23 protein-coding genes are annotated in these 23,541 nt (G+C 62.9%); 4 read left to right on the top strand and 19 right to left on the bottom strand.

Annotated elements, in window-relative coordinates:
• Positions 1-30: 30 nt before the first annotated feature.
• Entirely contained in the window at positions 31-933 is a 903-nt protein-coding gene (locus C8C92_RS10050) for a LysR substrate-binding domain-containing protein (protein WP_116743691.1), read from the bottom strand.
• Positions 930-1,694 (bottom strand): RNA methyltransferase, encoded by a 765-nt coding sequence (locus C8C92_RS10045; RefSeq protein WP_116743690.1) that lies wholly within the window; start codon positions 1,692-1,694, stop codon positions 930-932. The genes C8C92_RS10050 and C8C92_RS10045 overlap by 4 nt, the downstream gene beginning before the upstream one ends.
• Positions 1,695-1,889: 195 nt before the next feature.
• Here C8C92_RS10045 and C8C92_RS10040 point away from each other — a divergent pair, with 195 nt between their 5' ends.
• The gene (locus C8C92_RS10040; RefSeq protein ID WP_035826389.1) at positions 1,890-2,672 is read left to right on the top strand and encodes an inositol monophosphatase family protein; all 783 of its coding nucleotides are present in this window, start codon (positions 1,890-1,892) and stop codon (positions 2,670-2,672) included.
• Between the two features lie 78 nt (positions 2,673-2,750).
• Here the strand turns inward: C8C92_RS10040 and C8C92_RS10035 are convergent, their stop codons facing one another.
• The 15 genes from C8C92_RS10035 to C8C92_RS09970 all read right to left on the bottom strand — a co-directional run bounded on the left by C8C92_RS10035 (position 2,751) and on the right by C8C92_RS09970 (position 18,209).
• Positions 2,751-4,982, bottom strand: a complete 2,232-nt coding sequence (locus C8C92_RS10035) for an Ig-like domain-containing protein (RefSeq protein WP_116743689.1) — start codon at positions 4,980-4,982, stop codon at positions 2,751-2,753.
• Positions 4,983-5,032: 50 nt separating this feature from the next.
• On the bottom strand, positions 5,033-5,821 hold the full coding sequence (locus C8C92_RS10030) for a LytR C-terminal domain-containing protein (protein WP_116743688.1): 789 nt from the start codon (positions 5,819-5,821) through the stop codon (positions 5,033-5,035).
• Between the two features lie 38 nt (positions 5,822-5,859).
• Positions 5,860-6,792 carry a type II secretion system F family protein gene (locus tag C8C92_RS10025; protein WP_116743687.1) on the bottom strand — a complete coding sequence of 311 codons (933 nt, stop codon included), beginning with the start codon at positions 6,790-6,792 and terminating at the stop codon, positions 5,860-5,862.
• 41 nt (positions 6,793-6,833) lie between these two features.
• Positions 6,834-7,808 (bottom strand): type II secretion system F family protein, encoded by a 975-nt coding sequence (locus tag C8C92_RS10020; RefSeq protein ID WP_099760006.1) that lies wholly within the window; start codon positions 7,806-7,808, stop codon positions 6,834-6,836.
• A gap of 6 nt (positions 7,809-7,814) precedes the next feature.
• On the bottom strand, positions 7,815-9,185 hold the full coding sequence (locus tag C8C92_RS10015; RefSeq protein ID WP_180287796.1) for a CpaF family protein: 1,371 nt from the start codon (positions 9,183-9,185) through the stop codon (positions 7,815-7,817).
• A gap of 22 nt (positions 9,186-9,207) precedes the next feature.
• Positions 9,208-10,368 carry an AAA family ATPase gene (locus C8C92_RS10010; RefSeq protein WP_099760007.1) on the bottom strand — a complete coding sequence of 387 codons (1,161 nt, stop codon included), beginning with the start codon at positions 10,366-10,368 and terminating at the stop codon, positions 9,208-9,210.
• Positions 10,369-10,405: 37 nt separating this feature from the next.
• Positions 10,406-10,684 (bottom strand): pilus assembly protein, encoded by a 279-nt coding sequence (locus C8C92_RS10005; RefSeq protein WP_099760008.1) that lies wholly within the window; start codon positions 10,682-10,684, stop codon positions 10,406-10,408.
• A 10-nt stretch (positions 10,685-10,694) separates the two neighbouring features.
• Positions 10,695-12,227 carry a type II and III secretion system protein family protein gene (locus C8C92_RS10000; RefSeq protein WP_116743686.1) on the bottom strand — a complete coding sequence of 511 codons (1,533 nt, stop codon included), beginning with the start codon at positions 12,225-12,227 and terminating at the stop codon, positions 10,695-10,697.
• Between the two features lie 24 nt (positions 12,228-12,251).
• The gene (cpaB, locus tag C8C92_RS09995) at positions 12,252-13,094 is read right to left on the bottom strand and encodes a Flp pilus assembly protein CpaB (protein ID WP_116743685.1); all 843 of its coding nucleotides are present in this window, start codon (positions 13,092-13,094) and stop codon (positions 12,252-12,254) included.
• Positions 13,095-13,110: 16 nt separating this feature from the next.
• The gene (locus C8C92_RS09990; RefSeq protein WP_207780989.1) at positions 13,111-14,466 is read right to left on the bottom strand and encodes an ATP-binding protein; all 1,356 of its coding nucleotides are present in this window, start codon (positions 14,464-14,466) and stop codon (positions 13,111-13,113) included.
• A gap of 27 nt (positions 14,467-14,493) precedes the next feature.
• Positions 14,494-15,087 carry a prepilin peptidase gene (locus C8C92_RS09985; protein WP_243420165.1) on the bottom strand — a complete coding sequence of 198 codons (594 nt, stop codon included), beginning with the start codon at positions 15,085-15,087 and terminating at the stop codon, positions 14,494-14,496.
• A 141-nt stretch (positions 15,088-15,228) separates the two neighbouring features.
• On the bottom strand, positions 15,229-15,390 hold the full coding sequence (locus tag C8C92_RS09980) for a Flp family type IVb pilin (RefSeq protein ID WP_116743684.1): 162 nt from the start codon (positions 15,388-15,390) through the stop codon (positions 15,229-15,231).
• 70 nt (positions 15,391-15,460) lie between these two features.
• The gene (locus C8C92_RS27440; RefSeq protein ID WP_165829357.1) at positions 15,461-15,607 is read right to left on the bottom strand and encodes a hypothetical protein; all 147 of its coding nucleotides are present in this window, start codon (positions 15,605-15,607) and stop codon (positions 15,461-15,463) included.
• Between the two features lie 175 nt (positions 15,608-15,782).
• The gene (locus tag C8C92_RS09975; RefSeq protein ID WP_243420164.1) at positions 15,783-16,472 is read right to left on the bottom strand and encodes a response regulator transcription factor; all 690 of its coding nucleotides are present in this window, start codon (positions 16,470-16,472) and stop codon (positions 15,783-15,785) included.
• A gap of 39 nt (positions 16,473-16,511) precedes the next feature.
• Entirely contained in the window at positions 16,512-18,209 is a 1,698-nt protein-coding gene (locus C8C92_RS09970; protein ID WP_116743682.1) for a histidine kinase, read from the bottom strand.
• A gap of 216 nt (positions 18,210-18,425) precedes the next feature.
• Between C8C92_RS09970 and C8C92_RS09965 the strand changes: the two genes are divergently transcribed.
• The 3 genes from C8C92_RS09965 to C8C92_RS09955 are packed head-to-tail and all read left to right on the top strand — an operon-like array spanning position 18,426 to position 20,949.
• Entirely contained in the window at positions 18,426-18,977 is a 552-nt protein-coding gene (locus tag C8C92_RS09965) for a TadE/TadG family type IV pilus assembly protein (protein WP_243420163.1), read from the top strand.
• Positions 18,974-19,588 (top strand): TadE/TadG family type IV pilus assembly protein, encoded by a 615-nt coding sequence (locus tag C8C92_RS09960; RefSeq protein WP_243420162.1) that lies wholly within the window; start codon positions 18,974-18,976, stop codon positions 19,586-19,588. The genes C8C92_RS09965 and C8C92_RS09960 overlap by 4 nt, the downstream gene beginning before the upstream one ends.
• Positions 19,588-20,949, top strand: a complete 1,362-nt coding sequence (locus C8C92_RS09955; protein ID WP_116743681.1) for a VWA domain-containing protein — start codon at positions 19,588-19,590, stop codon at positions 20,947-20,949. The genes C8C92_RS09960 and C8C92_RS09955 overlap by 1 nt, the downstream gene beginning before the upstream one ends.
• Before the next feature lie 14 nt (positions 20,950-20,963).
• Here C8C92_RS09955 and C8C92_RS09950 read toward each other — a convergent pair whose 3' ends face one another.
• Both C8C92_RS09950 and C8C92_RS09945 read right to left on the bottom strand, forming a co-directional pair.
• A complete protein-coding gene (locus tag C8C92_RS09950; RefSeq protein WP_116743680.1) occupies positions 20,964-22,814 on the bottom strand; it encodes an amidohydrolase in 1,851 nt (616 codons plus the stop codon).
• Between the two features lie 45 nt (positions 22,815-22,859).
• Entirely contained in the window at positions 22,860-23,513 is a 654-nt protein-coding gene (locus tag C8C92_RS09945; RefSeq protein WP_116745909.1) for a hydrolase, read from the bottom strand.
• Between the last annotated feature and the right edge of the window lie 28 nt (positions 23,514-23,541).

The following is a 23,541-nucleotide window of genomic DNA, read 5'->3' as shown; positions in this document are numbered from 1 at the left end:
TATTTATATTGAAACGAGACTTTGAATGTCTCAATGGCTGGAAAAGTGCCGCAGCTGCGCCAGCAACCGCTCGCGCACGGGAGAGTCTCGTTGCGAATCCCACGCCATGTACAGATCCAGCTGGCGCAGCGCTTCGGGCGCGCTGCTTGCCAACGGCAGCATGACGACACCCGCAGGCGCGCACACGGCCAGGCTGGCTGGCAGCAGGGCCACGCCGAAACCGGCCGCCACCAGGCCCAGCACCGTTTGCAAGCGGCGCGCCTGCTGCACCACGTGCGGCACGAAACCCGCATGCAGGCACAGGCTGGCCAGTTGATCGTGGAACCCCTGGCCCAGCGCGCGCGGCGAGGCGACGAAATCGTCACCGGCCAGGTCCGCCAGATCCACCCTTGCCTGGCCCGCGCAACGGTGGCCGGATGGCAGCGCGATCACGATGTCTTCACCCGACAAGCGCTCGAAACGCAAGCCCGGCGTGCTGCGCCCCGGCGCGCGCAGCAGGGCGATATCCACCTCGCCCTGCTCCAGCCACTCGACCTGCTGCTGCGTCGACGCTTCGCGCAAGGTGAATTGCACGGCGGGCGAGGCGAGGCGGAAGGCGCGCAAAGCATGCAAGATGTGGGCATACGGGGTGATGTGGATGAAACTCAGGCGCAAGTGCCCCTCGATGCCCTGCGCCACGCGGCGCGTGGCGGCCACGCCCTCTTCCAGGCTGGCCAGCACCTGGCGCGCCGTGGCCAGGAAAGCATCCCCCGCTGGCGTCAGGCTGACCTTGCGATTCGTGCGCTCGAATACGGGGTAACCCAGGGCTTCTTCCAGGCGCAGGATCGCCTGCGACAACGGCGGCTGCGCCATGTGCAGCCGTTCTGCCGCGCGGCGGAAGTGCAGTTCCTCGGCGACGGCGATGAACTGGCGCAGCAGCCGCGTCTCGATCATGGGCCTTTTTTGGCGACCGCCAGGATATGCCGGGCGATGCCGCGCAGGATATTGACTTCTTCCGTCTCCAGCCCCGTGCGCGAAAACAGGCGTTTCAGGCGCGGCATGAGTTTTTTCGGGTTGTCGGCATCGAGGAAGTCGATGGCCACCAGCGCCTGCTCAAGATGCGCATACATGCCGTCGACCTGCGCCAGGCTGGCCGCGTCGCCATGGAAACCGACGGGGCTGGCGAGCTGCCCATCGCCGAGGGCCGCCACGCGGCATTCATAGGCGACCACTTGCGCCGCCTGCGACAGGTTCAGCGACGAGTAAGCGGGATTGGCGGGGATGTTGATCAGCACATTGCACTGCTCGACGATCTCGTTGGGCAAGCCGAAGCGCTCGTTGCCGAAGATGACGGCAGCGTGCAAGTCTTCGCTGGCGGCCAGCTGGCTGGCGATGGCGCGCGGGGCCGTGACGGGCGGCGAGAATTCGCGCAAACGGGCCGACACGGCGGCCGCGTAATTGCAGCCTTCGAGCGCCTCGGCGATGGAGCCGACGATGCGCGCGCCGGACAAAATATCCTGCGCGCCGCTGGCGAAGGCCACCGCTTCCGCATCCGTCAAGGCGTCGGGAAAACGCGGGTTGACCAGCACCAGATCGGAAAAACCCATCGTTTTCATGGCGCGCGCGACGCCGCCAATGTTGCCAGGACGACTAGTTTCGACAAGAATAAATCGCAGGCGTTTGAAAAGAGACGTGTTGATTTCGGGCAGATTCATTTAAAATAGCGCTATTGCGCGGTATCGATACAGGAAATTTCGGGAAACGGAGTCACAAAACGCTGACGCCAGGCCGGGATTTTAACCACTTCGGCACCGCTCCGCTCTTTAATTCATTCTTGCACTCTATCGTACCGGCGCCGCAAGGCGGCCATGGGCGGTCGCGTGCTTTTAACGGAAGCTCACATGCACCCAATGCTCAACACGGCGATCAAAGCCGCCCGCCGCGGCGCCGCCGTCATCAATCGCGCCTCTTTTGACCTCGACCGCGTCGTCGTCACGGAAAAACAACATAACGATTTCGTCACCGACGTCGACCAGGCGGCCGAACAAGCCATCATCGAGGTGCTGTCCAAAGCCTACCCGGACCACGCGTTCCTGGCTGAGGAATCGGGAGCTTCCGCCAACTCGCACGACGAGAATGAATATCAGTGGATCATCGACCCGATCGATGGCACCACCAACTTTATCCACGGCTTCCCGCAATACTGCATCTCGATCGCGCTCGCGCATCGCGGCGTCGTCACGCAAGCCGTCATCTACGATCCGGTCCGCAACGACCTGTTCACGGCCACCAAGGGCGCCGGCGCCTACCTGAACGAAAAACGCATCCGCGTCACCAAGCTGGACCGCATCTCGAACGCCCTGCTGGGCACGGGCTACGTGGCCGGCAGCGCCCGCGCACTGGACGAATACCTGAAGATGTACGCGATCATGGGTGAGCGCAGCCAGGGCGTGCGTCGCGCCGGCTCGGCCGCGCTTGACCTGGCCTACGTCGCTTGCGGCCGCCTGGACGGCTTCTACGAAAAAGGCCTGAAGCCCTGGGATATCGCTGCCGGTGCCCTGATGATCACGGAATCGGGCGGCATCGTCGGTGAATTTTCCGGCGAATCGGACTACCTGTACAAGGGCGACGTCATCGCCGCCAGCCCGAAGATCTTTGGCCAGATGATCACGCTGCTGACGCCTTTCGCCTGATTGACAGACGCGCTCTGATGTAAAAAAAGCTGCCGGAGGAAACTCCGGCAGCTTTTTTATCGCCCAAATGTATAGTGATCAGTCGCTGACCGCATACGACGTCGACGTCAGGATGCCATTCGGCGTGCGTACCGTCACCGTCAACAAGCCGTTGCGCACGTTGTTCGGCTGGCACGCGGTGCCGATCTGGGTCACGTCGCTGATCATCTGCACGGGATAGATCCAGTTTGCGGAACTGGCGCTGTCCATGCTCGGCACGACAAAGCTGGTGCCGCTGACGATGCTGCCATTGCTCGCCGAGAAGGTGATCGTCGTGCCGGCCGGCAGAGGATTGCCAGGCAAGTCCATCGCCTGCCCCGTAACGGCGGCACGATTCATGGCAAACACGGTGTCATTGCTATCGCGGATGGCGAGCGGGAAGGTGCGTACCCGGTTATCGAACACGCTGCCATCGACGCACTTGTCCAGATCAATGGTGGCAGCGCCCAGCGGCGTGAAACGCGCCGTGCTGCCGGACAGCACCTGCACCAGTGCCTGGCGTATATGCACGGTGTTGGCAACCGTCGTATTGGCGCTGGAAGCAGCGCGTCGGATGCCATTGTATTGTCCATCACCGGCCTGGTCCCAGATGCCGTTGCCATTCGAATCAGTTGGTTTTTCGGGACTGACAAGCACGGCGTTGCCCGTGCTGTAGGCGTCATCCTTGAAATTGGCATTGCTGCCAACAATGGCGCGGTCATTGCGGAACGGTTCACCGAGGTCGACATAGCTTTCACCGGTATCATACAAATTGTTGCTATTCGCATCGACAAAGCTCTCCTCGCCCAGGGCAACCGCCAGGATGGTCACGCGGCCGTCAAGCGGGCGGGTGCTGCCGGGGCAGAAACGCACGCTGCACGAACCCGGTATGCCCTTCTGCGTGATCACCGTACCGTCCGTCAAGGAAGTGTTGACCAGGCCCGTCAGGCAGGATGCATCGACGGTGCCGCCTTCGGCCGTGAAGCTGACGGCCGTGCCATCGGGCACGGGATTGTGGAAATGATCGCCCAGGCGCGCCGTGATGGTGGCGCCCGTCGGTGCGGTGCAGTCGGCAAAATCGCCGCCTTCCGTATTGAACATCGATGTGCTCAAGGTAAAGCTGTCCTGCTCGGGTATGCCGGTGGACACCACCAGTTGGTCCGACACCGTCGACAGGCTGGTGCCTTGCAGGCTGGCCGTGACGCGGATCGGCGTACTCATGGTGCCGGAAGCGACCGTGGTGCTGACGCTGCCATCGGCGCCGCTGGTCGATTGCGCCGGATTGAGGCTCAGGCCGCCTGCCGTGGTATTGAGCGAAAAATTGACCACTTTGCCGCTGACGGGATTGCCGTTCCTGTCGAGCACCTTGAAGGTGACGATGGACGACTCTTGCCGGCCCGCACCGCCCGTGCCTTTCAGGGCGATGTTTTGCGGCAGCGCCGAGACAAAGCCGATCTGGCCGGCACTGGCCGTCTGCACCGTCAGGGTGCCCGTCTGGCTCAAGGTGGTGGCATTGAAGACGGTGCTGGCCGTGATCACGTCGGGCGCGCCGCAGCCCTTGTCGATGTATGAGGTGCTGGCCACGCCATTGACCGTATTCACGGGGCTGCTGATGGCCGCCTTGCCGGCTGCGGCGCAAGGCGAGCTGAAGACGACAGACTGTACCGGCGCATACACGGCCGCGCCATTCATCACCGTCACGCTCAGGCCGGCCGTGCCGCCCGCCGACAGGGTCGCCGGCACGACGCCCACGCCGCCCAGGGTCAGGGTCGGGTAGACCACCGTGTAATTGATATTCGACGTCAACACGCTGCCGTTCACCGTGGCGCTGGCCGTCAGCGCAAAAGCGCCGCTCTGGCTACCGGCCGCGATGACGATGCTGGCCACGCCGTTCGCGTCCGTCAGGGCGCTGGCCGCACCCGGGGTGAAGCTGGCGCTCTTGTCGCTGCTGTTCAAGGTCAGCAAGACACCCGACAGCACCGCACCCTTGCCATCCTTCACGACGGCTTGCACGGTGGCGCTGTTGCCCGGGCTGACCGAAGTGGTCGCCTTGCCGGCCCCGTCTTTCAGGCTCAGCGCCAGGGTCGCCGGCACCGGTGTCACGGGAACCACCGGCGTGACGGGTGGCACCACGCAGCCGGGCAGGTTCGGATTGCGGCCCGGGTCCAAGGTGCTGCAATCGCTGCTGCCGGAACCGCCACCACCACAGCCGGCCAGCAACGTCACTGCCGTGCCGGCAGCCAGACACAGCGCCCAGCGCGCCGGCACACCGCTACTCATCAATCCAGACATTCACTTCTCCCTGTTATTTTGCTGCTGATCATGTGTTACTGCTATCTTGTTCAAGCCTGGTCGCGTCCCAGGATCAGGCGGATGCCGGCGCCGCGCCCCTGGCTGGCGACGGCCACCAGTTGCACGGCCTCCCCCCGCTGCGCCAGGGCTAGACGCAAGGCATAGGCCTGGCGTGCGTGGCCGGGCGCGTACAGGATCTGGCTGCGTTCCTGGCGAAAGCCGGGCTGGTTACGCAGCCGGCTGACCGCCATGCCCCGCGCCTGCACGCGCAAGCGCATCTGCGCCGCCATGCCGCGTATGCCATTGCCATTGATGATTTCGATCTCGGCCAGCGCCTCCGGCGCGACGGCCACGGCTGGCGCGGCTGGCGCGGCCGGCACCAACGCCAGCTGCGCCGCCTGCACCAGTTGCAAATTATTGCGCGCCAGTGCCGTGCCACCATCGCGCGCCATCGCCTGCTCGAGCATGCTGGACGCTTGCGCCAGCTCCCCTTGCAGGTAATACACATAGCCGAGATTATTCAGGGGCTGGGCAGCCTCGGGAAAGTCGCGCACCAGCACCAGCAGCGCCGTGGCGGCCTGTTCAAGCCGGCCCTGGCGCGCGTCGAGCACGGCCAGCGCATTGCGCGCCGCCAGTTGCTGCGGATCAAGGGCGATCGAGGCGGCAAAGGCTTCGGCGGCAAGCACCAGCTGGCCGCGTGCCTGGTAGAACTTGCCCAGTTCAAAATACGTGACGGCATTCTGGCCGGCGGAATGGCTGGTGCGCTGCACGCCCTGGATCTGCCACTGCGGCGGAGCATGGCTGGCTGTGCAGCCCGACAACAGCAGGAATGCAAGCATATACAAGCCTGACCTCCCGAACCTGCTCAATAGCGGCCTCATACCGCCCCCATCGCTGGCAGCAGGGCGCGGCGAATCTGCAGCAGGGCAGGCCCCATGAGCACCACCAGCAAGGACGGGAAAATGAAGAAAATCAGGGGAAACAGCAGCTTGAGCGCAATCTTCGCCGCCGTTTCCTCGGCGCGCTGGCGCCGTTTGGTGCGCAGCTCGTCCGACTGCACGCGCAAGGAGGCGGCGATGCTGGTACCGAAACGCTCCGCCTGTATCAGCAGGGTCACCAGCGCGTCGACGTCTTCCACGCCCGTGCGCAGGGCCAGGTTGCGCAAGGCCTTGTCCTTGGCGCTGCCGGCCCGCAGCTCCAGCGTCACCAGTTGCAACTCCTCGGCCAGGATCTCGCTTTTCATGCCAATTTCCTGCGCCACGCGTGCCAGCGCCGCATCCATCGCCAGGCCCGCTTCGACGCAGACGGTCATCAAGTCCAGCGCATCGGGAAAGGTTTCGAAGATTTCGCGCTGCCGCTCTTTCAGGCAATGCTTGAGCCATAAGTCGGGCAGGTAATAGCCGAGGGCCGCAGCCAGCACCAGCCACAGGAACAGCTTGTGCTCGCCATGGCGCAGCAGCAGATACGCCAGCAGGGGAAACAGCAGGGTCAGGCCCGTCTTGGCCGCATAAAACAGCGCCGGCGCGGAGCTCTTGCGCCAGCCCGCATTGATGAAGCGGATGCGGATGGGCGACTCTTCCCAGCCATCTTCAGGCAAGGATAGCTTGGCCAGCGGACGGGTCAGACTGATCAGGTGTCCCAGCCAGCGCTGGTTCATCCGGCCCACCTTGCCGGTATCTATTTTCTGGACGTCCAGGGTATCGAGGCGCATTTGCACCGCGTTGCCCGCGAACAGACGCGCCAGCACCAGGACGATGCCGAACACGATCAGGAACAGCACCACCAACAGGCCAATCTGCAAGCCGCTCATCGTGCCACCTTCTGTATAGTCAATTGCATCATTTCATGGCCTCACACGCGAATCCGGACAATCTTGCGGATCACAAAGACGCCCACTACCAGCATGCCAAAGGCGAACCCGACCATCTTGCGGCCGCCGCTGTCCGTATACAACACGGCGAGGAACTCCGGGTTTGTCACCTGCATCATCAGCGCGGCGGCGAAGGGCAGCGAACCGAGTATCCAGGCCGACATGCGCCCTTCGGCCGACAGCACGCGCACCTGGCCCATCAATTTAAGGCGGTCGCGGATGATGGCGCTGATACTGTTCAGCAACTCCGTCAGGTTGCCGCCCGTTTCACGCTGGATCAGCACGGCGATGACGAAATAGCGCAGGTCCGTGCTGGGCACGCGCGCCGCCAGGCCCGACAGGGCATCGGACATCGCCACGCCGAAATTGACTTCGTCAAACACGGCGCGGAATTCATCGGCCAGGGGCCCCGTCATCTCTTCGCCAACCATTTTCAGGGCCGTGGGAAAGGCGTGGCCGGCGCGCATGGCGCGGCTCATCATGTCCAGAGTCTCGGGCAACTGCTGCTCGATGCGCACCAGCCGGCTGGCCTTGGCACGGGCCACGAGCAAGAACGGCAGCGCCGCGCAGAAAAAAATCAGCAGCAGACGCAGATACCAGGGCAAGGGGCTGAGGCTGCCCAGCAGCAGCCCGAGTAGCAAGCCCAACAGGCAATAGCCGAGCAACTTGCCCACATTCCAGTTTTTACCCGACTGCAGCAGCAAGCGGTCCAGCCATTGCACGCCAGGGAGTGCCTCCAGCAAGCCCTGTACGCCCGCATGCGCGCTGAGCTGCCGATCCTTGGTGATCGACACGGTTTTCTGCGCGTCGTCGCTGGCCGTATTCATCGCCCGCAAGCGGCGCGCCACGCGCCCGGCGCCGGCGCCGCGCGACTGCAGGTTGAAGTATACGGCGCCGACCAGCAGCATGACCGCCAGGAAGATCAACAGATACACCAGATACGAGAGATAGCCCATGCCGCGTCAGCGCCCGGTACCTGTCGGCTCGAAGACCGCGCTGGAAATGCCGATGCCAAAACTCTTCAGGCGTTCCAGGAAATGGGGACGGATGCCGCTGGCCGAGAAATACCCGACGACCGCCCCGCTCTCCCCCACCCCCGTCTGCTTGAAGCTGAAGATTTCCTGCATCGTGATGACATCGCCCTCCATGCCCGTGATTTCCTGGATCGACGTGACCTTGCGCTTGCCGTCGATCAGGCGCGACACTTGCACCACCACCGATATGGCCGAGCTGATCTGCTGGCGGATGGCCTTGCTGGGCAGGTTGGCGGCCGCCATGCTGATCATGTTTTCCAGTCGCGTAATGGCGTCGCGCGGGGTGTTGGCGTGGATGGTGGCCATCGAGCCTTCATGGCCCGTGTTCATCGCGCCCAGCATGTCGAGCGCTTCGGCGCCGCGCACCTCGCCCAGGATGATGCGGTCGGGACGCATCCGCAGGGCATTGCGCACCAGCGCGCGCTGCGACACTTCCCCCTTGCCTTCGATATTCGGCGGGCGCGTTTCCAGGCGCACCACGTGCGGCTGCTGCAATTGCAGCTCGGCCGCGTCTTCCACCGTGACGATGCGTTCGGTATGGCCGATAAAGCCGGAAATCACGTTCAGCATGGTGGTCTTGCCGCTGCCCGTGCCGCCGGAAATGAGGATATTCATCTTCGCCTTGCCCAGGCCCTGCAGCACCTCGGCCATCTCGGCCGTCATGCTGGTGTAGGCGACCAGGTCGGCCAGGCGCAGGGGATCGACGGAAAAACGCCGGATCGACATCACGGGCCCGTCGATGGCCAGCGGCGGGATGATGGCGTTGACGCGCGACCCATCGGGCAGGCGCGCATCGACCATGGGGCTCGATTCGTCGATGCGGCGGCCCACGCGCGAGACGATCTTGTCGATGATTTTCATCAGATGGGCATCGTCATTGAACACGACATCGGTCAATTCCAGCTTGCCGCGCCGCTCGACGTACACTTGCTTGTGACCATTGACGAGGATATCCGACACAGTCGGGTCCGACAACAAGGTTTCCAGGGGGCCAAAACCGAGCATCTCGTTGCGGATGTCGCGCGTCAGGTTCTTGCGCTCGACATCGTTGATGACCACGGCTTCTTCGTCGAGCAGGCGCTCGACCAGGCTGCGCAACTCGTCGCGGATCTGTTCCTGCGTCAGCCGCTGCATGCTTTCCAGGTCGACGCGCTCGATCAGCAGCGCGTGAATGCGCTGTTTCAGCTCGCGGTAACTGCGGTTGTCGATGGCCGGCGCGCGCTGCGGCGTCAGGGTAGCGATCTTGCCATTACCGAGACGCTCGCGGATCGACAGGCTGGGGGCGGGAGAAGTTGCCATGAGAATTCCTGTTCGTGTGGTGTTAGGCGCGCCGCAGCATGCGGCTCAGCCAGCCCTGCGGCACGGCTTCGGCGCTGACGCCCGTCAGGCTGGAGGCAAACTCCTGCAGCGAGCGCGTGATGGGGCTGTTCTTATCCAGCTGCAAGATCGGCATGCCCTGGTTGACCGATGCGGCGGCCGACGCATAATGATTCGGCACCGTGCGGTCGATCGTGGTGCCATACGCCGCCTCCAGGTCCTGCAGGCGGATTTCGCCACCCTTGTCGTGCCGGTTGACGATCAGGCGCACCTTGTCCTTGTCGTATTCGAGCGAACGGAACATGCCCAGCAGGCGCTTGCCATCGCGGATATACGGCAAGGTCGTTTGCAGGATGGGGAAAATCAGGTCCGCGTGGTCGAGCGCACGCACGCTGACCGCATCGAGGTTGCGCCCCACGTCGAGCACCACGAAATCATACTGGCGCCGCGCCAGCTTGATGATGGCGTCGATATGTTCGGGCAGCACTTCGCTGGCGTGGGCCGGGTCTTCCGGTGCCGCCAGGACGCTGAAATTGGGCAGCACATTGAGCATGCTCGAGGCGAGGAACGACGGGTCCAGGCGGTGGATGTCGCGCGTCACATCGGCCAGCGTGGCCAGCGGTTTGCTCTCGGAGACAAACAGCGAGGCATCGCCGAAGTGCAGGTTCAGGTCCAGCAGGGCAACACGCTTGTGGCCGCTGGCTGCCAGGGCATAGCCGAGGTTGGTGGCAATGAAGGTGGCGCCACTGCCGCCCTTGCAGGAAATGAAGGCCAGCACCTTGCCATTGCCATTGTCGCGCCGCTCGAGTTTTTCCTCGATGCGCTCGAGCGCCGGGTAGATGCTGGCGGCTGCGGCCGGCGACGGCAATACTTCGCGTACGCCGGCACGCATGGCTTGCAGCAGGAAGTCGGGCGACTGCTGTGGACACAGCAGAATAACGGCCAGGCGCGGAAACTGATTGCTCAGGCGCTCGATGGCGGCCAGGTCGGCGCCATCGTTGCCGGGCCGGTCGAACATCAGCACATCGGGCAGCTCTTGCGCCGAATACAGTTGCTCCAGCGGTCCGCTGCGCGCATCGACGTCGTCCGCCGGATTGCGGTTGCCGACCAGGCGGCCCAGCTCGGCCAATACTTTTTCATCCCGGGATATGATGGCGATTTTCACGATATACCTTGCCTGTTCTGTGGTAACGGCGACATGTTCATTGGCGTCCGAGGCTGATCGTCATGCCGCCCGATTGCGGCACCGGCGCGCTGAACGACTTCTGGTACGCGTTGTAGCCCGCCACCGCCGCCTTGCCATCGAGGCCAGTCACCGGGTCGCGGTTCAATCCCGCCTGCGGGTTGATCACTTGCTGGGCGCGCAGCAAACCGACGCTGCGGCCAAAGTTGCGGTCGAAGTGCGGCGTGGTGGTGCAGCCGCTGGAGGCAAACGACGCCAGCAGCACGCACAGCAGGGAAAGGAATGGAGGACGCTGCATGCTCACTCTCCTATTGAATGTCGAAGCCGGTCGCCGCTGCGGCGCCCGGTTGTTTGTCGGCCGCTGGCGGCGCCTTGGGCTTGCCTTCCATCTTTCCTTGCAGGAAAAACTGCGCGCGGCTAGGCGCCACATAGGCATCCGTCGGCAGCACGTAGTCGCCGGCCAGCGGCTTGACCAGGTGCGGCGTGATGATGAACACCAGTTCGGTGCGGTCGGTCTGGAAATCGCTGCTGCGGAACAAGGCGCCCAGCACGGGAATCTCGCCCAGCATCGGCAGCGCCTTGATATTCGTGGTCACGTTGTTCTTGATCAGGCCGCCGATGGCAAAACTCTGGCCATCGAACAATTGCACCGTGGTGGTGGCGCGCCGCGTGGTGAACGCCGGCAGGATGGCGCTGCCGGCGGTGCCGCCCGTGGTGATGCCGATGCCGTCCTTGTTCAGTTCCGACACTTCCGGCGCCACCTTCAGGTTGATGCGCCCGCCATCGAGCACGGTGGGCGTGAACTTGACGGCGATACCGAATTCCTTTTCTTCCAGGGTGATCTTGTTGGTGGCGCTGTCTTGCGAGACGGGAATGTAGATCTTGCCACCAGCCAGGAAGCTGGCCTCCTGGCCGCTGATGGCCATGATGTTCGGTTCGGCCAACACTTTCACGAGGCCGTCGCGCTTTTGCGCATCGAGCGTGAGGAAATTGCCGTTTTTACCATTGAAACCATCGATCATGCTGGGGTTGCCACTCAACAAGTTCGACAGGAAACTATAGGTCCAGTTGCCGCTGCTGGCGCGCGCGCCGATGCTGGCGCCCAGCTGGTCGACGAGGGTTTTCGAAACCTCGGCAATCTTCACTTCCAGCATCACCTGTTGCGGCGCGGCGATGGTCAGCATGTTGATCACGCTCACGCCGGCGGTGCCAGCACCGGTGGCACCGCCGGCAGCGGGCGCTGGCATCACACCCGCTGTGGCAATGGGCGCCGCCGCTTCGCTGGCGCCGCGCTGTGCGAACGCCGTGGCCATGGCCATGATCTGGCTGGCCTTGACGGCATCCGAGACCATGCCCGTCAGCACGATTGCGCCGCCGGCCGAGCTGGCCTTGAGATCTGTTTCTCGCGGGAACACAAGCGCCAGCTGCGCCTGCAAGCCGTCGGCATCGACACCGACTTCGATATCGACGATCACGGGACGGTGATCCTTGTCCCACAGAATCAGATTGGTACTGCCCGGTGCCAGGCCCCAGATATACAGCTCGCTGGAACTGCCCAGCAGCCTGGCGCCCGCCACCTTCGGATCATTCACGGCGATCTGCGAGACGGCACGCGTCAGGCTGCGCAAGGTCGACTTGCCAACGGACAAGCGGATCGGAGGACCCAGCCGGGCGATATCGGCCCCCAGCGACAGCGGGGCCGCCTGGCTGACGGCCTCCACCTTGCGCAAGGCGGGTGCGGCGCTGGCGCCGGGCTGCCACAGCAAGCTCGCCGTCAAGCCACTCAGGGCCAGGGCCAAGGTCAAGCGGGGCCTGACGATACGGGTACGAAATGAGGTCATCAACTATCCCTGGTTCTGAAATTTTTAAAATTGCTGGACACGCGTGTCCATGCCCGTGATCACTTTGACGCTCTCGGCCGGTGGTGCGGGAGCACGCGGCGCCTGCCGCGCTGGCGCTGGCGCAGCCGCACGCGGCGCGGCGACCGGCTCCAGCGGCTTGAGTCCCAGCAGCGATTCCTTGGTGGCGCCGTCCGTGTTGACGGGCGCCGGATCGATCTGGTTGCGCAACACCAGCGACAAGGTACCCACGCTACGCGCCAGGTCGAGCTTTTCCACCTGGTCCGGCGTCAATTCCAGGGTCACCGCATTGACCACCTTGGGCTTGTTGTCGTCGCGGTTCGATTCCTGCGCCACGGCCAGCACCAGGATGCGTTCAAGCACGATCTTGGAAATGGCCAGTTCCGCGCCACCGCTGGCCTTGGCGCGGTCATCCTGGGTATTGACGAGGATGTCGACAAAGTTGCCAGGCAAGGCAAAGCCCGCCACCCCGACCACATCGTTGACGCGCACGGTCATGGCGCGCTTGCCATCGGCCACGATGGACGACAGGCCGCCACTCGTGCCCGGCGGCGCGAGCTTGCTTTCCAGTACCGGTTCACCGAGGCTGATGGCCGTGCGCGTGATGCGCCCGTCGAGAGCCTTGCTGTCGGCAAAGGCGCCGGGCGGCTGCGCGCCGGCGGGCCAGTCCATGCTGCGCAACATGAGCGGAGTGATCTTCGTGCCCACGCCGATATCGACCAGGGCCACGACGATCTTCTGGTTCGACGGCGTACTCTGGCCGCCCATCCAGATCGCCGCCGTCAGCACGGCGGCACCGGCCAGCACCAGGGCCAGCAGCAACATGAGTAAAGCACGGGTATTTCGCATCGTTTTTCCTCTGACTTCAGCTTGATTTCGGTTCACGCCGCTCTTGCACGGCCATGTCATCAGCGCCATGGCGCTGATTCGCGCCGGCAAAATAATTATTCCAGGCCCAGTCCAGCACCTGCTCATTCAGTTGCACCGCCGTGCCCTCGTAGCGGGCCAGGTCGCGCACCTGGCGCAGCAGGTCGCGCGGATAGCAGGCCAGCAAGGGCGTCGCGCCGCGCGCATGGCGCTGCAGCAGGAAGGCAAAGGCGGCGGCGTCGAACTCCACACCATAGGCGGAGCAAGTCTGGCGAAACACGGTTTCGTAATGCGCTGCGCTGAGTGCCGGCACTTCGATCTTGTAGCCCAGGCGGCGCAGGAAGGCCGCATCCGACAAGCGCTCGGGCAGGAAATTCGAGGAAAACACCACCACCACGTCGAACGGCACCTGGAAGGTGTGGCCGTTGTGCAGCGACAGGTAATCGATGGCGCGGTCCATCGGCACGATCCAGCGGTTCATCAGCTCCAGCGGCGAACAGCGCTGGCGCCCCAGGTCGTCGATGATGAAAATGCCGTTGTTGGCCTTCAGGTGCGGCGGCGCGCGGTATAAACGCGTCACGCTGTCGAAGCGCAGGTCCAGCATTTCCAGGGTCAGCTCGCCGCCGGTGAGCACGGCCGGACGGCGCACGCCGCGCACCCAGCGCGCGTCGAGCTGCACGGCGCGCTCGATGCCGGCCGGCGCTTCCGGCTGCTGCGCCGCCGGCAAATGCAGCACCGGGTCATAAAAGGGCACGACTTCGCCATCGACCATGATGGCGTAAGGCAAGGCAATGGCCCCTTGCAGCAAGTCTTGCAAGCGTTCGGCCAGATACGTCTTGCCGCTGCCGGCGGCACCGTAAATGAAAATGGCGCGCCCGGAATTCATGGCCGCGCCCAGCTGGTCGAGCACGGCCTGGTTGACCACCACGCCGTCGAAGCTGGCCTGTACCTGCGGGCGCGTGACATGCATGTTGGCCACGCTTTGCGCCGCCACCTGCGCATTGTAGGCGGCCAGCGGCACGGGGCATGGGCCCGCATAGGCATTGCGCGCCAGGCACTCGAGGGCGCGCTGGCGGCCGCTGTCCGTCAACTGGTAGTGAATGTCGGCATCTGTGCCGCTAGCGCCGCGGCGCATGACTTCGCACATTTTTTCCTGCCGCATGAAGACCATGACGGGATCGATCACGCCCAGGCCCAGCTTGACGTAGCTGGCCAGCTCGGGCAGGTGCAGCTGTCCCCGCTGGAACAGCACCTTCACCAGCAATTCGACCAGGAAAAAGAAGGGCAAGCCCGTCTCTTCGACGGTGCGCGGAGCACGCATGGCCGCCGGCGCGGCAAGCAGATCAGCAGGCATGGACACAGGTACTGAAGACGCCAGGGATCATGCGAACTTTCCCAGCTGGCCACCGGCGGCCAGCAGCAGATACAACAAGGTACCGCTGGCTATGGCGATGGCATACGGCAACTGGCCGCTGGGCTTGGCAAGCGCATCGATATCGGGCCGTTGCGTAGCGATGGCGCGCATCAGGCTATTCAGCACCAGGTGATAGCTGTTGCTCGCCACCTGGCGCAGCGTGCCGTGGAACGCCGCCACGGCCAGCGCCAGCACGCCGCCCGCGAGCAGGCTGGCCAGCAAGCAAAAGAAGACGGTCTGCGGGCCGACAAAAGCGCCCACCATCGCCATCAGTTTCACGTCGCCGGCGCCCAGCGCCTTGATCGCGTACATCGGCATCAGCAGCGACAGGCCCAGGGCCAGGCCGCCCAGGGCTGGCCAGAAGCCGAGCGCGCCGGGCGTGGCCGTCAACAGGCCTGCACCGACCGGCAATACGGCGTTGAGCAACAGTCCTGCCAGCGCGCCTGAAAACACCAGGCGATTTGGAATGCGGCGGCTGCGCACGTCGTGGTACACGGCCAGCAGCAGCAAGCCGGCCAGCAGGACTGCCGGCGACCAGCTCAGGAAAAGATCGGTGTACATAGATTATCCGGCGCAGGAAGGACAAGGATTCGGTACAAACAACAATGGCCCGGCGCCATGCAGCAAATCCGGGCCACCATCGGCGCGCGCCCGAAAGGGGGGGGGGCGACACCATTGCACACGTGGCGATTACGAGGCCGCTTACTTCAGACTGGTCGATATTTTTTCAAACACCTTACCCAGATCGGTGCCCACGGTAGTTACGACGCCAACGATTGCAACAGCGATCAGCGCGGCGATCAGGCCGTATTCAATTGCGGTCACGCCATCTTCTTCAGCGATAAAGTTTTTGATGAAATTCATGATTAATCCATTCAGAGTAAGTGTTAACAACGTCATATGGGACTGCTGATACAAGCAGTAAATTGCTCACTTATGAACCCTTGCAGATGGCCAGCAACGCAAGCAGGAACACCACGGCCATCAGCGACAGCAGCAAAGCATGTTCGAAAAATGAGTTACCACTTTGATCTTGCAAGAAATACGCAAGCTCACCCGTCCCACCATCGTTCAAGCGCATTTCCAGCTCCTGTCACCGTTCGCATTTTCAATCTGACTAACTCAGCGACGATCACCGATTGCTGATAAAGGTATTGTATGGAAATACACATTGATACCAATCAGACAAAAGTCATTTTGTTGCCGGTACAAAAGAGCCTATTTTCCTACACGGCAGCAGTACATTTGTACTGGCATCAGCATTCCTGGGGCGCCGCCAGCCCGTTCTTCACCGCGTACACATACAGCTCCAGGCGGTTGGCAACGTCCAGCTTGCTGTAAATCGATGTCAAGTGATTGCGCAAGGTTTGCTCGGAAATGAAAGCGCGCTGCGCGATGGTCTTGTTGAGTGCCCCATTGCCTTCGACCATCATGGCGACTATCTTGCGTTCCTTGAGGGTCAGCAGGGCAATGCGCGCCATTTCGGGATCGGGCGGCGCCGGCATGGGCGCCGGCTTGATCAGCGCTCCCAGCAGACTGCCCAGCAAGGCCTGGTCCAGGCACAATTCGCCCCGATGTACCCTGGCAATGGTATCGATCACCTGCTCCGCCGCCGCCTCCTTGCCGATCACGCCGCGCGCGCCGCTGCGCACGGCGCGGCCCAGCACCTCCTGGTCGCGCGTGCCGCTGAACATCACCGCCCGCGTGACGCCATTGGCCAGCAGCGCGGGGACGAAGTCGACGGAACACACGCCGGCGAGGTCCACGTCCAGCACGACAATATCGGGGCGCAAGCTCTCGGCCAGCTCCAGCGCGCGGCCTATCGTGCTGGTGCTGGCGACGACCAGCATTGCCGGCTGCGCCTCTTCCAGCAGTTTTTCCAGTCCCCACAACATGGTTTTATGATCATCAACCAGCATGACGCGGATAGGATGCAAACTTGACATACGATGGCCTTTAACGGGTCAGCCGTGACGTTCTTGCCGTCAGACTGGAATTTCAATATGCACGGCGGTGGCGCCATCAGCGCCTTGGCTGACCTGCACCCTACCGCCCAGCGCCATGGCGCGTTCAGCAATGGAGGCAGGCATGAACTCGGCGCGGGACGACGTTTCGCCCGCATTCTCTATCGATATCGACAAGGCATGCGCATCGCAAACGAGTGTCACACGGCCCTCGCGGGCGGTGGTGTGCTTGCGGATATTGCTCATGCCTTCATTGACGATCTGGAACACTTCGGCTGCCAGCCGGTCACTGAGATCAAACGCACTGTCCGAGACGATCTCGATCGTGATGCCAAAAAACTTCTTGAGCTGTTCCGCCTGGCGCCGCAACGCCACCAGCAAGGTCACCTGTTCCCGCTCCGCGCCGCCGCGCACCGTCTGCGCCATCCGGCGCAGGTCGCCAATCACCTGGCCACTCATGTCGATCAGCTTGTCGAGATCGGCCAGCAAAGGGCTGTCGGTGGCCACCTTGGCGCGCAAGGCGCTCAAGCCATGGCGCAGGCCGATATACGGCTGGATGGTCGAATCGTGCAAGTCGCGCGCAATCTTTTGCCGCTCGCGGTACGCCGCGCCGGAGGCCAGCTTGTCGAGAATGGCGATGTTTTCAATCAGGGGGAACACTTGCGCCACGATATGCAGCAGGAATCTGGCGTCGGCCCGGGTCAGCCGGTTCTTCGCGGAGATCACGTAGATGCGGCCCAGTCCCTTATGCAAAGGCAGGGGCACGCTGATGAAGGAGCGCGCATCGAGCAGTTCGGCCAGCGCCGTGCCCTGCGGCCCATCCGCATCGAGCCGCTGCCATTTCACACTGCCGCGTTCGACTCCCGTGAGCACGCTCGCCAGCCCCAGGCGCGCGCGCAAGGACGGCGCGTACAGCACGCTCTGGCTGGCATTGAACACCATCAGCGGCGCCACTGCCGCTTCGCTCAGCTGGCTGACACGCCCCGCGTGTCCGCCTTTCTCTTCGAGCGCCGTACGCAACTGCCACTGCGCCGCATCGCCCTCGCGCATGACCAGGATACAGCTGCTGGCGTCAAAAAAAACTCGCGCTTTCTGCAAGACCGACGCCACCGTATGGTCGACGCCAAAGCGGGGATTCGATTGCTGGCTGACCTCGCGCAACAGCGCCAGGCGGCGCTTCTGCAACAGCCCCAGGCCGCCCCAGTACGCAATCATGTAGCCGAGCGCCATGACAAAGGTCGTACGCAGCAACAGGTGCGAAATGATCAGTTCAGGGGTCGACGCCACCGATGCCAGCACCAGCAGAACACAGGAGGCGAGCGTGATGCGCGCACCTTCATCGAGTCCGCGCTGAAACGCCGCCGCCAGGATGACGAAGAAAAAGAAAGGGAAAAAATAGCTTTCGGCACCGCCGGTGCCATACACGATCAGCCCGCACCACAGCACGTCCAGCCAGGATATCAGCTTGCCATGCACCACCGGATGCTTGAAATAAAGAAAAACAAACAGTACTGCGCTATGCAGCACATACGAACACAGGATCAACCAGGCCAGCTGATTCGGCACACCCAGCTTGCCGGGGTTGATGATCAGCGTTAATAGCGCCGTCACCGACAGCAGCAGGCGCATGCCAGAGATCATGACCAAATCTGCCTGATCGACCAATGGCAATGCCGTATCGGCATTCGGTTCCTCGTGCAGTTGTTGCTGTTGCAGCATGCTGATTTATTCACTTTTCAAAAACACCATCGGCTGGGTCGACAGGACAATGGTTGATTATTTTTTAATTTCTTAAGCCTCCGCATCTTACTCTCAGGAACCTTACTCAGGGGTATGGCGTATTCAATTAACTACATTTATTACAAGAAACTTGATTTATATGCACTTTAGTGCCAACCTTGCGCACTCGAAGCAAGCTACAATGAAGCCCGCCCCATGGGCGACAGGCCCACCATCACACCGATGCCGGCGCGCGCCTTGATACGGATACCAGACATGATGCTCAACCAGGCCAAATCCCTCCGCCCCCCGCAAGGCAGATTCAGGCAATGCGGCTCCGCCATCGTCGAGTTCGCCATCATCGCACCGGCTTTCCTGCTGCTGATGATCGGCATGATTGAACTGAGCATGGCGTATTTCGCCAATCTCACCATGCAGCATGCGGTACGCGAAGGCGCGCGCTATGCCGTGACGGGCAACAAGGATCTCGATCCCGCCAGCAGCAACCAGCAGCGCTACCAGGCCGTCATTCAAAAAATGAAGGATAGTTCGATGGGCATCTACGACAAGGTCAATCCCGTCATCACGGTGAACGGCACCAGCGGCACCAGTGCCGGCATGTTCGGCAACAGCGGCGATATCGTCGTCATCTCCGTCGCATACAACTGGAAATTCGCCACGCCGATGATGGCCGCTTTCTACAAGGACGGCAAATCGTCCAACGTCGTCGCCGCCACCATGCGCAATGAAAGCTTTGGCGGCTTATGATGCGCCACCGCTCGCGCCCTCTGCCACAGCGTGCCGCGCGCGGCATCGCCGCCGTGGAATTTGCCATCGTGCTGCCACTGCTGGCCGTGCTGCTGTTCATGGTGGTCGACCTGTCGCGCGCCATCCAGGCCAAGATCATCCTGCTCAACATCAGCCGCGAGGGCGCCAACCTGGCCTCGCGCTCGACCACCGACCTGAGCGGCTCGGGCCAGAGCATCATGGATGCGCTGGCCGCCAGCACGCCGCCGCTGGACATGAACAAGCGTGGCATGATCTATATCACCAAGATCATGGGCTACACGGCGAAGAGCGGCTTGCGCAATATCGTGCTGGAACAGTACCGCTGGGACGCCGGCGCGAAAGTGAGCGGCTACCTGCCCGCCAGCCAGGTGTGGCGCTGCGGCAGCTGGAGCAATGGCACGTGCACCAATATCGCCAAGGCCGACAGTGCCCCCGCAGTGTCACTGATGTCGGGCCAGCTGTCCGATGGCGAACTGATCTACGCCGTGGAGACTTTCTATAATTTCGACATGCTGTTCGGCACATTGAAAATTGGCAACAGCACGACGCCCATCCTGGGCCCCGACCTTAATTCGATGACGGTATTCTGATGCGCATTCCACACAAGCGGCAAAGCGGCCAAGTGCTGATCATGGTGGCGCTGTCGGCCGTCGTCCTGATCGCCTCGGCGGGCCTGGCCATCGATTCGGCGCTCGGCTACTTCGTCAAGGCCAAGCTCAATGCGGCCGTCGACTCGGCCAGCCTGGCGGCGGCGCGCGGCGTGACCCTGGGCGACACACAGGCAGCGCAGGCGGCCAACGCGCGCCAATCGGCCAAGGAATTTTTTAACATCAACTATCCCGACAAATTCCTGCTCTCCACGCCCGTACTCAATCCCGTCGGCGTGGTTTTCGACAGGGGCACCGTCACCATCGACGTCTCGGCCACCGCCTCGATGCCCGTCTCGCTGATGGGCATACTCGGCTTCAAAACCCTGAACGTGGCCGCCAGCGCGCAAACCATCCGCAAGGACCTGGACATGGTGCTGGTAATGGATACGTCGGGGTCGCTGTCCAGCAATGCGGCCGCCGTGCGGGCCGCCGGCAAGTCATTCCTGAATAAATTCAATTCCACCGTGGACCGGATCGGCTTGCTGCATTTTTCCAGCGGCACCGTCATCGACCTGCCGATCAAGAAGCTCGACCGGGGCTTCAACCGCACGCAAGCGAGCACTGCGATCGACAACTACAGTTTTAGCGGCAATACGAATTACTCGGAAGGCATGTGGCGGGCACGCGAACAGCTCAATGGCATCAGCCAGTCCGACCGCTCCAGCCTGCGCGTCATCGTCTTCTTTTCCGACGGTGCGCCCACTGCCTTGTCCTCGTATTTTTTCCCCGCCACCAGCGGCAACTGCACGGAGGCCGGGGCGCTGGCCGTCTCCGCCACGCGGCCCTCCAGCGGCAGGGCAACGAGCGGGCTGTATCGCATTGATGCTGCCTCGCAAAGTCTTCCCTCCAACTGGTGCGCGGCTAGCCTGATCAACAAGCTGCCTGCCTGGTATAACGCCCACCAAACCAAGGCCCAGGCCGATGCCGCGGCGCCAGGGGAATTTCCCATCTTGACCAATACGCCGCGCAAGGTGACTGCAGACATTTCCACACGCACGCTCCAATACGACAATGTGCACCGTGCAGCGCGCAACTTGCCCGAAGCGATGGCAAGCAAGTCGCGCCTGGAAAACACCTACATATTTACCCTGGGCATGGGCGCGGGACTGAAGGCCAAGGAAGGCCCGGACAACGAGGTGGGCGAAGACTTGCTGCGCTGCATGGCCAATACGGCCGATGCGCCAGTGCGCTGCCGCAAGCCGACCGAACCCGTGGGCCTGTACTGCTATGCGGCCACGGAAAGCGACCTGAGCCCCTGCTTTACGCGCCTCGCCTCGGCCATTTTGCGTATTTCCAAATAAAGCCTGGCCATCTGCTAGAAGGCAAAGCAGCTGCAGCCCAAGGTGCCCCAGAAGCCGGAAAAGTCGGAAATCGGCACGGCCGACTTGCGCGCCCGGTCGTGGGCATGCGCGTGCACGCCGCAGGCGCCCGCGCACTGGTGCGGCAGCAGGGCTTGCGCCGGCCTGGCCGCAGGACGGTAGTGGCCCGGCACCGTGCGCACGGGCGACCACTCGGGCAGCACGGGAATCAAAGGCGGCGCCAGGGTCGCAAATTCTGCCTGTCCGTAGACGATCTTGCCGCCCACCATGGTCAGCACGGAGTCGATGGACTTGATCGCCTCTTCCGGCACGGCGAAATAATCGGCCGACAGTACGGCAAGGTCGGCCAGCATGCCCGCGCGGATGCGCCCCTTTTTGCCTTGCTCGCTGGAAAACCAGGCGCTGCCCGCCGTCCACAGTTCCAGCGCCGTGTCGCGCGACAATCTGCCCGCCGCCTCCGTCAGGGCCAGGCCGCCCACGGTGCGTCCCGACACCAGCCAGTACAGCGCCGTCCACGGGTTGTAGCTGGCCACCCGCGTGGCATCCGTGCCGCCGCCGACCGGTACACCCGCGTCCAGCATGCGCTGCACGGGCGGCGTGGCCTTGGCTGCGTTGGCGCCATAGCGCTCGACGAAATATTCGCCCTGGAAAGCCATGCGGTGCTGGATGGCGATGCCGCCGCCCAGCGCCCTGACGCGGTCGATGTTTTTCGGGCTGATGGTTTCCGCGTGGTCGAACAGCCAGTGCAAGCCGCCGAACGGCGTGTCGCGGTTGACCTTTTCGAACACGTCAAGCATGCGGCTGATCGATTCGTCATAGGTGGCGTGCAGGCGGAACGGCCAGCGCTGCTCGACCAGGTGGCGCACGACCTTTTCCAGCTCGTCTTCCATGCCGGCCGCCAGCTCGGGACGCGGCTCGAGGAAATCCTCGAAGTCGGCAGCGGAAAACACCAGCATTTCGCCAGCGCCGTTATGGCGATAGTAATCCGTGCCGTCGCCCGGTTTGACCATGCCGGTCCACTTCTGGAAGTCCTGCAGTTCCGCGCCCTTGTTTTGCGTGAACAGGTTGTAGGCGATGCGGATGGTCAGCTGCTCTTTTTGCGCCAGCTCATCGACGACGGCGTAATCCTCGGGATAATTCTGGAAGCCGCCGCCCGCGTCGATGGCGCTGGTGATGCCGAGCCGGTTCAGTTCGCGCATGAACTGGCGCGTGGAATTGACTTGCCATTCCAGCGGCAGCTTCGGGCCTTTTGCCAGGGTCGCATATAAAATCATGGCGTTCGGCCGGGCGATCAGCAAGCCGGTCGGGTTGCCGGCAGCGTCGCGCACGATTTCGCCGCCGGGCGGGTTCGGCGTATTTTTATCGTAGCCGACGGCGCGCAGGGCGGCGCGGTTGAGCAGGGCGCGGTCGTACAGGTGCAGGATGAAGACGGGGGTATCGGGCGCGGCCGCGTTGATTTCGTCGAGCGTCGGCATGCGTTTTTCCGCGAACTGGAATTCGGTCCAGCCGCCCACCACGCGCACCCATTGCGGATTCGGCGTACGCAAGGCTTGTTCCTTGAGCAGGCGCAAGGCGTCGGCCAGCGAAGGCACGCCTTCCCATCGCAATTCCAGGTTGTAGTTCAAGCCGCCCCGGATCAGGTGCAGGTGCGAGTCGTTCAGGCCGGGAATCACCGTGCGGCCAGCCAGGTCGATCAGCTGCGTGGCCGGACCGCGATGGCGCATCACGTATTCCACGTCGCCCACGGCGAGAAATTTGCCATCGGCGATGGCGACGGCGGACGCCAGCGGCTGCGTCCGGTCAACCGTGTGGAAACGGCCATTGAGTAATATGATGCTTGCGCTCATGCTGCTTCTCCTGAATCAGGTGTTGGACGATACATCGATGAAATCTCAATGGCCTTCGCTGGCGTTGAACATGGATTTGGCGTAGATCAGGCCCAGGCCGTAGCCGCCGCCGTGTGCCACGGCCGTCGCCACCGTCTCGTTGTAGGTCTCGCCACGGGCCCAGTCGCGCTGCAATTCGAGCAAGTATTGCACGGACGTCAGCGGCTGCGCGCCCGCCTGTATCATGCGCTGCATGGCCATCGCATGGGCTTCATCGGAGACGTCGCCGCTGGCGTCGGCGATCACGTAGACGTCAAAACCCTGCTCCAGCGCCGACAGCGCGGGGCCGACGATGCAGACGGAGGTCCACAGACCGGCCAGCACGATCTTGCCCTTGCCGTAGCCATTCACCTTGTCGGCGATGCGCGCATCTTCCCAGGTGTTCATCGTGGTGCGGTCGATCGGCGCCTGGTCCGGGAAGACGGACTGGATTTCATCGAAAATGGGGCCGGAGAAGGATTTGGCGGCTACCGTCGTCAAAATCGTCGGCACCTTGAACTCAAACGCCGCCTTGGCCACCAGGGCCGCATTGTTGCGCAACAGGGCCAGATCGATGGAGCGGGTTGCGAACGCCATCTGCGACTGGTGGTCGATCATGATCAGGGTGTGGTCGTTCGGGGTCAGCAGTTTTTGGGCGGCTTGGGCGGTGGCGATAGGCATGATGTTTTCCTTGGTGAAAATAATTGAA

Origin of the sequence: Janthinobacterium sp. 78, assembly GCF_003096775.1 — a bacterium.
In the GTDB taxonomy this organism is placed as follows: Bacteria; Pseudomonadota; Gammaproteobacteria; order Burkholderiales; family Burkholderiaceae_D; genus Janthinobacterium; species Janthinobacterium tructae.
This window is presented reverse-complemented; position numbering and strand designations above follow the sequence as displayed.